Raw genomic sequence first — 6,974 nt, 5'->3', positions numbered from 1 at the left:
TTATTTTCCAGTAATTCCTCAATATGGTTATTTCAAATGGCCTACAGAAAAATCTATTTTTCAGACCTAAAATGCTTTATTTGATCCCAATTCTGCATTCTACGAAAAAAATTAATTGTTAAGTTTTAAACTTGCGTAAATGTTGCTAGTGATGGGGCAAAAGTTGAAAGTTTAGTTATAAATTAAGTAAATTATTTATATCAAATGTACCCACATAGCAACTGTAGCACCAAGTATTGCTCCAATAAAGACTTCAATTGGTGTATGTCCAAGTAATTCTCTTACCTTTTGAGTACTAAGATGTGGATGCTCTGAAAATATTTCAGCAACAATTTGATTTAATATAAAAGCTTGTCTTCCAACTGCTCTTCTAAGACCAGCTGCATCGTACATTACTAAAAGAGCAATTGTTAATGCTATTGCAAAAAAAGCTGAATTAAAACCTGTACAAAGCCCTGTGCTAATTGCCATTCCCATCATAAAGGCACTGTGGCTTGATGGCATGCCGCCAGTTTGAAATAGTCTTTTAAAATTAACTTGTTTGTTTATAAAAATATAAACAACAAACTTATAAAGTTGAGCTATGAAATTTGCAGTAATTGCAGAAAGAATTATTTCTACACTGTTTGTCAAATGCATTTTAATTTACCCTACTGGTAATGTAATCAGCAATGGATAAAAGAATTTGACTTTTTATTAAGTCAGTATTTTGTAAGTAAGATTTTGCTTTCATAATTAGATCAAAAGATAATTCTTTTGACTTTTCAATTCCAATAATTGCTGGATAAGTTGGCTTTTTTTGTTTTTCATCTTTACCTGACGTTTTGCCTAGAGTTTTTGTGTCACTAGTAACATCTAAAATATCATCTACAATTTGAAAGGCAATTCCTAAATTTAAACCATAGCTAGATAAGTTTTCGATTAAATCATTATCTTGATTCCTAATTGCAATTATTCCACCACAAATTACTGACGCTTTAATTAATTCTGCTGTTTTTAACATTGAGATTTCTTTTAAAAAGTTTAAATTGCAACTTTTACCTGTAACTGACAAATCTAATATTTGCCCAGGGACAAGACCAAAGCTAAAAGATTTTGTTAGTAAGTTAATTAATTTTAATTTTTGAATTCCTGAAATATATTTTGTGTTTTCTATAATTTGCTGAATTGCTAAACCTAACATTGCATCACCAGCAAGTATTGCAGTTGATTCACTAAATGCTTTATGACATGAAGGTTTCCCTCGTCTAAGATCATCATTATCCATGCATGGTAAATCATCATGAATTAAACTCATTGCATGTATTATCTCTATAGCACATGCAGTGGTTATATGATCTTCAAAATTTTTTGGCTGATTATTCCCACATAAATCTATTAACGATTCATATGTAGCAATGCAAAGAATCCCTCTTATTCTTTTCCCACCATTTAAGAGTGAGTATCTTATTGCATTCCACAGTTCACTAGGTTTTACATAAAAGTCAGGATCAAAAGTTTTTTTTAAATGACTGTCAATTAAACTTTTTTTATTATCAAGATATTCTTTAATATCAATGTTTAATCTTGTTTCTGATATCATGGTTTTTATGTTCTATGCTAACATGATAAAATAACAAAAATCATATGACAACTACTGCAGGACAAATAATTGATGTTAATAGAATTCGTGAGATTATTCCACATAGGTATCCTTTTTTACTTATAGACAGGATTACATATTTGGAACCAGGCATTAAAGCTCATGGATATAAGAATGTAACTACAAATGAACCTTTTTTCCAAGGACATTTTCCAGGTAATCCAATTATGCCAGGAGTTTTAATTATAGAAGCACTTGCCCAGCTTGGTTGTGTAGCAATGCTTGTTAAAGAAGAATATAAAAACATGATAGGTTTATTTGCAGGTATTGATAACGTAAGATTTAAAAAACAAGTTCTTCCTGGTGATAAATTAGAACTATATGTTGAGCTTATTAAACTAAAAGGAGTAATTGGAAAGTTTAAAGGTGAAGCAAAAGTTGATAGCCAGCTTGTGTGTGAAGCTGAAGTACTTTTTGCGTTAGCACCTAAACCACAGGACAGGCAGGACTAAGGTTACAAGGTTTCAAGGTTGTGAGGTTTGTTGTGTGTTTGAAATAATATTAAAAAGTATTCCACACATAGCAAGTGTGACTATAAGTGAAGTTCCACCACAACTAAAAAAAGGAAGTGTTACTCCTGTTACTGGTAATAGTCCTACTGCTACTGCAATGTTTATTACGGCTTGAGTTGTAATTAATAATACTATTGCTGTTCCTAATATTCTTCCGTATTTATTTTGTACTTTGTTTAATAAAACGAGTGACCATAATATCCAAGTAATGTATAAAATTAAAATTGCAGTTATTCCAATAAATCCAAGTTCTTCTGCAATAATTGCAAATATAAAATCTGAATGTGGTATTGGAAGATGCCCTTGTTTTTGTATTGAGTTTCCTAAACCAACCCCCCAAAGGCCACCAAATCCAAATGCATATTTTGCTTGGATTAAATTGTATCCTCTGCCTTGAGGTTCAAGATATGGATTTTGCCAAAACTTAATTCTGTCAAGTTGATATGGATTTAAATTTATTATTATTGTTCCAATTAAAGAGATTATTGAAACTACTGGAACTAATAACCATATTGGCCATCCAAAAATAAACAATAATTGCAGGATCAGTAAAAATAAAATTGTAGCTGAGCCAAGATCAGGCTGTTTTAAAATTATTAATATTAAAACAAAACTAAAAATTAAATAATAGTATTTTTTAAATTCAAGCCATTTGTATTTAGTTAGGAATTTTGATATTAGTAAAATAACTGCAAACTTTGTAATTTCTGCTGGTTGAAGTTGGAAAAAACCAATATCAATCCATCTTTGGGAACCACCGCTTAATTTTCCAATCCCAGAAAATACAGTAATTATCATAAGGATTAACATAATTACAGCTATAAACCATGTTGCTTTAAACCAGAATTTGAAGTTAGTGTTCCAAAATAATAATAAAAAAAATACTCCAATTAAAAATGCAAGTAATTGTTTAAACCCTAGTGTCCAAAAATTGTTTGTAAGTCTGTAAGATTCATAAGTACTACTGCTAAAAGCAAATATTAATCCGATAATTGATAGAGCTAATGTAAGTTGTATTAAAAAACGATCAGTGGCTTGAAAGTTTACAAACCAGTTCTTTAAAGATTTCCCCTCTTTCTTCATAGTTTTTAAACATGTCAAAACTTGAACATGCAGGTGAAAATAAAATAATATCAGACTCTGAACATAATGAAGCACTAATAGCTTCACTTAAATCGTTGACGATTTTAACTTGCTTAAAGTTACTTTTATTAAGCTCGTTATAAAATCTTTCTTTTGCTTCACCAAATAAAATAACTTCAGAGACATGTCTTTTAATAATATCAATCATATTTGAAAGGTTTGTTTTTTTGTCTCTTCCACCAAGGATTAAAGTTATTTTTTTCCCAATAAATGACTCAATTGCTCTTATTGTTGCTTCAGGATTTGTTGCTTTTGAGTCATTGTAAAATGATTTGCCATTTAAATTTCGTATGTGTTCAAGTCTGTGTTCAACTCCTTTAAAAGTTTTTAAACTGTCTTTTATATCCTTGTTGCTTAAATTAATAATTTTTGCTACTGCAATACTTGCTAGAGAATTCTCTATATTATGTCCTCCTAAAATATTCAATTCGTTTTTGTTAATAATTTCACAAATATTGTTTTTCTCTTTTAACTTTAAAATATTATTTTCAAAATATGCTAAGTAAGGAAGATCTTTAATTTGATTTTGATTTAGTAGATTATATGAAAAGTAAAATATATTGTTTTTGAGTCTGAAACTTTTCATGACGGGATCAGAGTAATTTAATACAGACCATGAATTACTTTTTTGCCCATAAAATAATTTTTTCTTTGTTTCTATATAGTGATTTAAATTACCATGCCAGTCTAAATGATCAGGAGTAATATTTAAACAAACTGCAATTTCGCATGATAAATCAGGACTGTAATAAATTTGGTATGAGCTGATTTCTAAAACATAAAAGTCAATGTTCTCTTCTTCTTTGTTTAATACTTCTAAAAATGGATTTCCAATATTTCCGCAAGACACAGCTTTTTTGCCTGAGCTATTAATTAAATGTGTAATAAGGGACGTAGTAGTTGTTTTACCGTTAGTTCCTGTAACTGCAATGACTGGTTTTTTTGTAAAATATTTTCCAAGTTCTATATCAGAAATAATTGGTTTGTTTAAGTTATTTATTTTTTTTACAATTTCAGATTGAGGACTAATTCCAGGACTAATAATTATCAAGTCTGCTTGTTTTAAAAAATCATCTGAGTTCTTATTGAACTCGAATTTGACTCCATGTGAACTTAAGTCGTTTATTTCGTTATTTAAATAATTGAGTTTAGCTTTGCATTCACTTAGAAGTATATTTTTTACCTTACCAATTAAAAACCTTGAAGTTGCAATTCCTGTCTTACCAGCACCAAGGACAAGAACGGTTTTTTCCTTTAGTTCATTTGTATCCATAGGAATAAATTTAACATGTAGCGTACTAGTAGCTAGCAGCTAGTAAAGATGCCCATTTTTCGTTTCCCTGTTTCATTCCTGTATAAGCTATTAATTTTACAAAATGTGGCTAAGGTTTTTACTGTATTGCAATTAAGGTTGTTTAACCATGTTTGCCTTTATTTCAGCTTAATTCAAAAAAGTTAAAAACTTTTACCTTAACTTCTTTCCCTAATTTGCCTGATTAAAAAACAGAACCCTTTGTGTTATTGTAGTTGCAATTATTTAATACTGCCTGAAGTTAAGCAACTATGACTACAGCAATAGATAAAACTTCTGAACTTCAATCTAGAAGTAGAACTTATGTTCACATAAATAGGAAATATTTAAAAGATGAAAAAACATTTAGAGATTTTAAAGCAAGGCAATACCAAAGATTTAAACCAGAACAAATTATAAACGAAGATAATTTAATTCTTCCACAAACAATCCTTCCTCAAAGACCAAATGCACTTCCAATAGATTTTGCTCAAAGAATTATTTTGGATAAATCTGGTAAGTGTAAAGCAAATTATGCAAAAATCCTAATGAAAAATGGAATACCCAAAGATGAAGCTAAATGGGAAATTGCAGGAGCACGTAAACGCTTTAGAGGAGCAGTTCATTGGGCAGAAAGAAATAAATCTTATGGTGAAAGTGGGGCTAATGCTGCTCTTACTGCTACTGTTACTGGAATATTTCTTTCCATTTTAAATGATCTTGATTCCGTTCCGTCTTTAGTAAAAACTGGAATAAATATTCTTCACAACTTTGCATTAGGAAAACGTGGTCATGACCTCTATACCATCTACAAACAACCTGATGATGATTTAGGAGTAAAACTTTATCAGAAAGAACATTATGGTAATGAGGTTACTGGTGATCTTGCAGATCTTTCCTGTAAAATTGAAACTAAAATTAAACCTGTTATTTTACCTTTCCTTTCTTTCCTTGACTCTGATAAACAAGAATCTTTAATTCAACTTATTACACTTCCAACAACTCTTTTTTGGAGAGGGCAATATGTTGGATATTTTGACCAAAGACTTCTTACTCATTTAATGAAATATGTTACAAACTATCCTTTTGCTTTACTTGGTAACGAAGCAAGTAAGAAAGTATTGGAAGAAATAAATAAAGATGATTTATTGACAGTTAATTTTATGAAAGAGAGAGTAAAATCTTTGCTTGAATTAAAAGAAGGAGAGAAAGTATCAAAAAAATTAAGATATTTAATAAAAGGATTATTTTCAAAAGACATAAAGAGAGTAGAAGAATCAGCAGAAGTACTCAATAAAACATTAGCACCACTTTTAGGATTAACTGGATTTGCAGTATCACTTGTAGGAATACCACTTAAAGCAATAAGTACATTTTTACTTTCTGAAGATACAATAGATGATTCAGTAAGAAGAAAAATAGATTCACTTGCCAGTATAGGAATAGCCACACAACAGCTTCTTTATAGTCTAAGATTTAGTATTAAAGAGCATATTGAGGGTGAAAGGATTTTTGAAAAATTAAAACTTCCAAACAATTATACAGAAGAACAAAAACAAGAGCTTCTAAGAATAGCAAATGAGAGATGCAAGCTCTCAATGATAGGTTTGTTTGTAAACAACTTGAATATAATTATGCCATTTGTAAAACTATTCGATGATAGCAATCCATTTATGAAAACAACAAAATCAATTTTATATGAAATATCAAATGGATTAAGCTTATATTTTTTCCCAAGAAGAAGGCAACTTAGAGGAGAACAATTTATTAACAAAAACTTAACAGCAATAAAAAAATTAGATGAGAAAAAGTGCAGTGATGAAGAAAACTAACCCCAAGCATCACTGAGACGATCTCTCTCAGCTTCTTCAGCACCTAAACATGCTAAGGTACTTATTCTTTTTAATTCAGGATCATTCTCAAAATCAAGTGGCTCTGCATTGGGATCAAGTTGGGCTTCCCATTCAGCATCTTCCTCTTCAACCTGTTGACTAATACATAAATCAACTGGTGGTATATCTTTCCTGCTTCTTATCTCAGCAAGTGAAAGTGTTTGATTGTTTATTCTAACCATGCCAAGCATTTAATCTCACTCCTTAACCGATATACAGTAAATGTATTAGTTTCTTAACCAAAATTTATGTAAAATTTAGTTAAGTTGAGGTTTTTATAGTTTTTTAATCAAAAGAGATACTAAAAATAATTGTAGTCGGGTTTTAGTAAAATTAGCTTTTACTTTTTCCAAAAGCAGTTTCGATTTTTTGATTTAGGTTTTTTCCTCAATAATTTCTTCAATTGCAAAAGCTATGTTTCCAAAACCGGTTTTATCCAACCTTCCTTTTAGCTTGATGATTTTTAGTTACAAAAACTTTTTATTTTTTTAATA

7 protein-coding genes are annotated in these 6,974 nt (G+C 29.8%); 2 read left to right on the top strand and 5 right to left on the bottom strand.

The genetic code is table 11. From position 1 onward, the window contains the following. Positions 1-195: 195 nt before the first annotated feature. Positions 196-639, bottom strand: a complete 444-nt coding sequence (locus HYY52_06970; protein MBI2996428.1) for a divergent PAP2 family protein — start codon at positions 637-639, stop codon at positions 196-198. Position 640: 1 nt separating this feature from the next. Next, positions 641-1,582 carry a polyprenyl synthetase family protein gene (locus HYY52_06965; GenBank protein MBI2996427.1) on the bottom strand — a complete coding sequence of 314 codons (942 nt, stop codon included), beginning with the start codon at positions 1,580-1,582 and terminating at the stop codon, positions 641-643. A 65-nt stretch (positions 1,583-1,647) separates the two neighbouring features. On the opposite strand from HYY52_06965, the gene fabZ reads away from it, so the two are divergent. Further along, positions 1,648-2,094, top strand: coding sequence for a 3-hydroxyacyl-ACP dehydratase FabZ (fabZ, locus tag HYY52_06960; GenBank protein ID MBI2996426.1), 447 nt, complete (start codon positions 1,648-1,650; stop codon positions 2,092-2,094). A 12-nt stretch (positions 2,095-2,106) separates the two neighbouring features. Here fabZ and HYY52_06955 read toward each other — a convergent pair whose 3' ends face one another. Together HYY52_06955 and murD are read right to left on the bottom strand one after the other, a co-directional pair. Then, positions 2,107-3,237, bottom strand: coding sequence for a cell division protein FtsW (locus HYY52_06955; GenBank protein ID MBI2996425.1), 1,131 nt, complete (start codon positions 3,235-3,237; stop codon positions 2,107-2,109). Beyond that, positions 3,182-4,570, bottom strand: a complete 1,389-nt coding sequence (murD, locus tag HYY52_06950) for a UDP-N-acetylmuramoyl-L-alanine--D-glutamate ligase (GenBank protein ID MBI2996424.1) — start codon at positions 4,568-4,570, stop codon at positions 3,182-3,184. Before murD ends, HYY52_06955 begins: the two co-directional genes overlap by 56 nt. Before the next feature lie 290 nt (positions 4,571-4,860). Between murD and HYY52_06945 the strand changes: the two genes are divergently transcribed. Beyond that, positions 4,861-6,420 carry a hypothetical protein gene (locus tag HYY52_06945; protein MBI2996423.1) on the top strand — a complete coding sequence of 520 codons (1,560 nt, stop codon included), beginning with the start codon at positions 4,861-4,863 and terminating at the stop codon, positions 6,418-6,420. Here the strand turns inward: HYY52_06945 and HYY52_06940 are convergent. Continuing rightward, positions 6,417-6,671: a hypothetical protein gene (locus HYY52_06940; GenBank protein ID MBI2996422.1), complete on the bottom strand. Its 255-nt coding sequence runs from the start codon at positions 6,669-6,671 to the stop codon at positions 6,417-6,419. The two genes, HYY52_06945 and HYY52_06940, sit on opposite strands and share 4 nt — an antisense overlap. Between the last annotated feature and the right edge of the window lie 303 nt (positions 6,672-6,974).

It is taken from the genome of Candidatus Melainabacteria bacterium (genome assembly GCA_016193285.1).
GTDB lineage: Bacteria > Cyanobacteriota > Vampirovibrionia > 2-02-FULL-35-15 > 2-02-FULL-35-15 > JACPSL01.
Note: the sequence above shows the minus strand (reverse complement) of the source record. Positions and strands in the feature narration are given on the sequence as shown.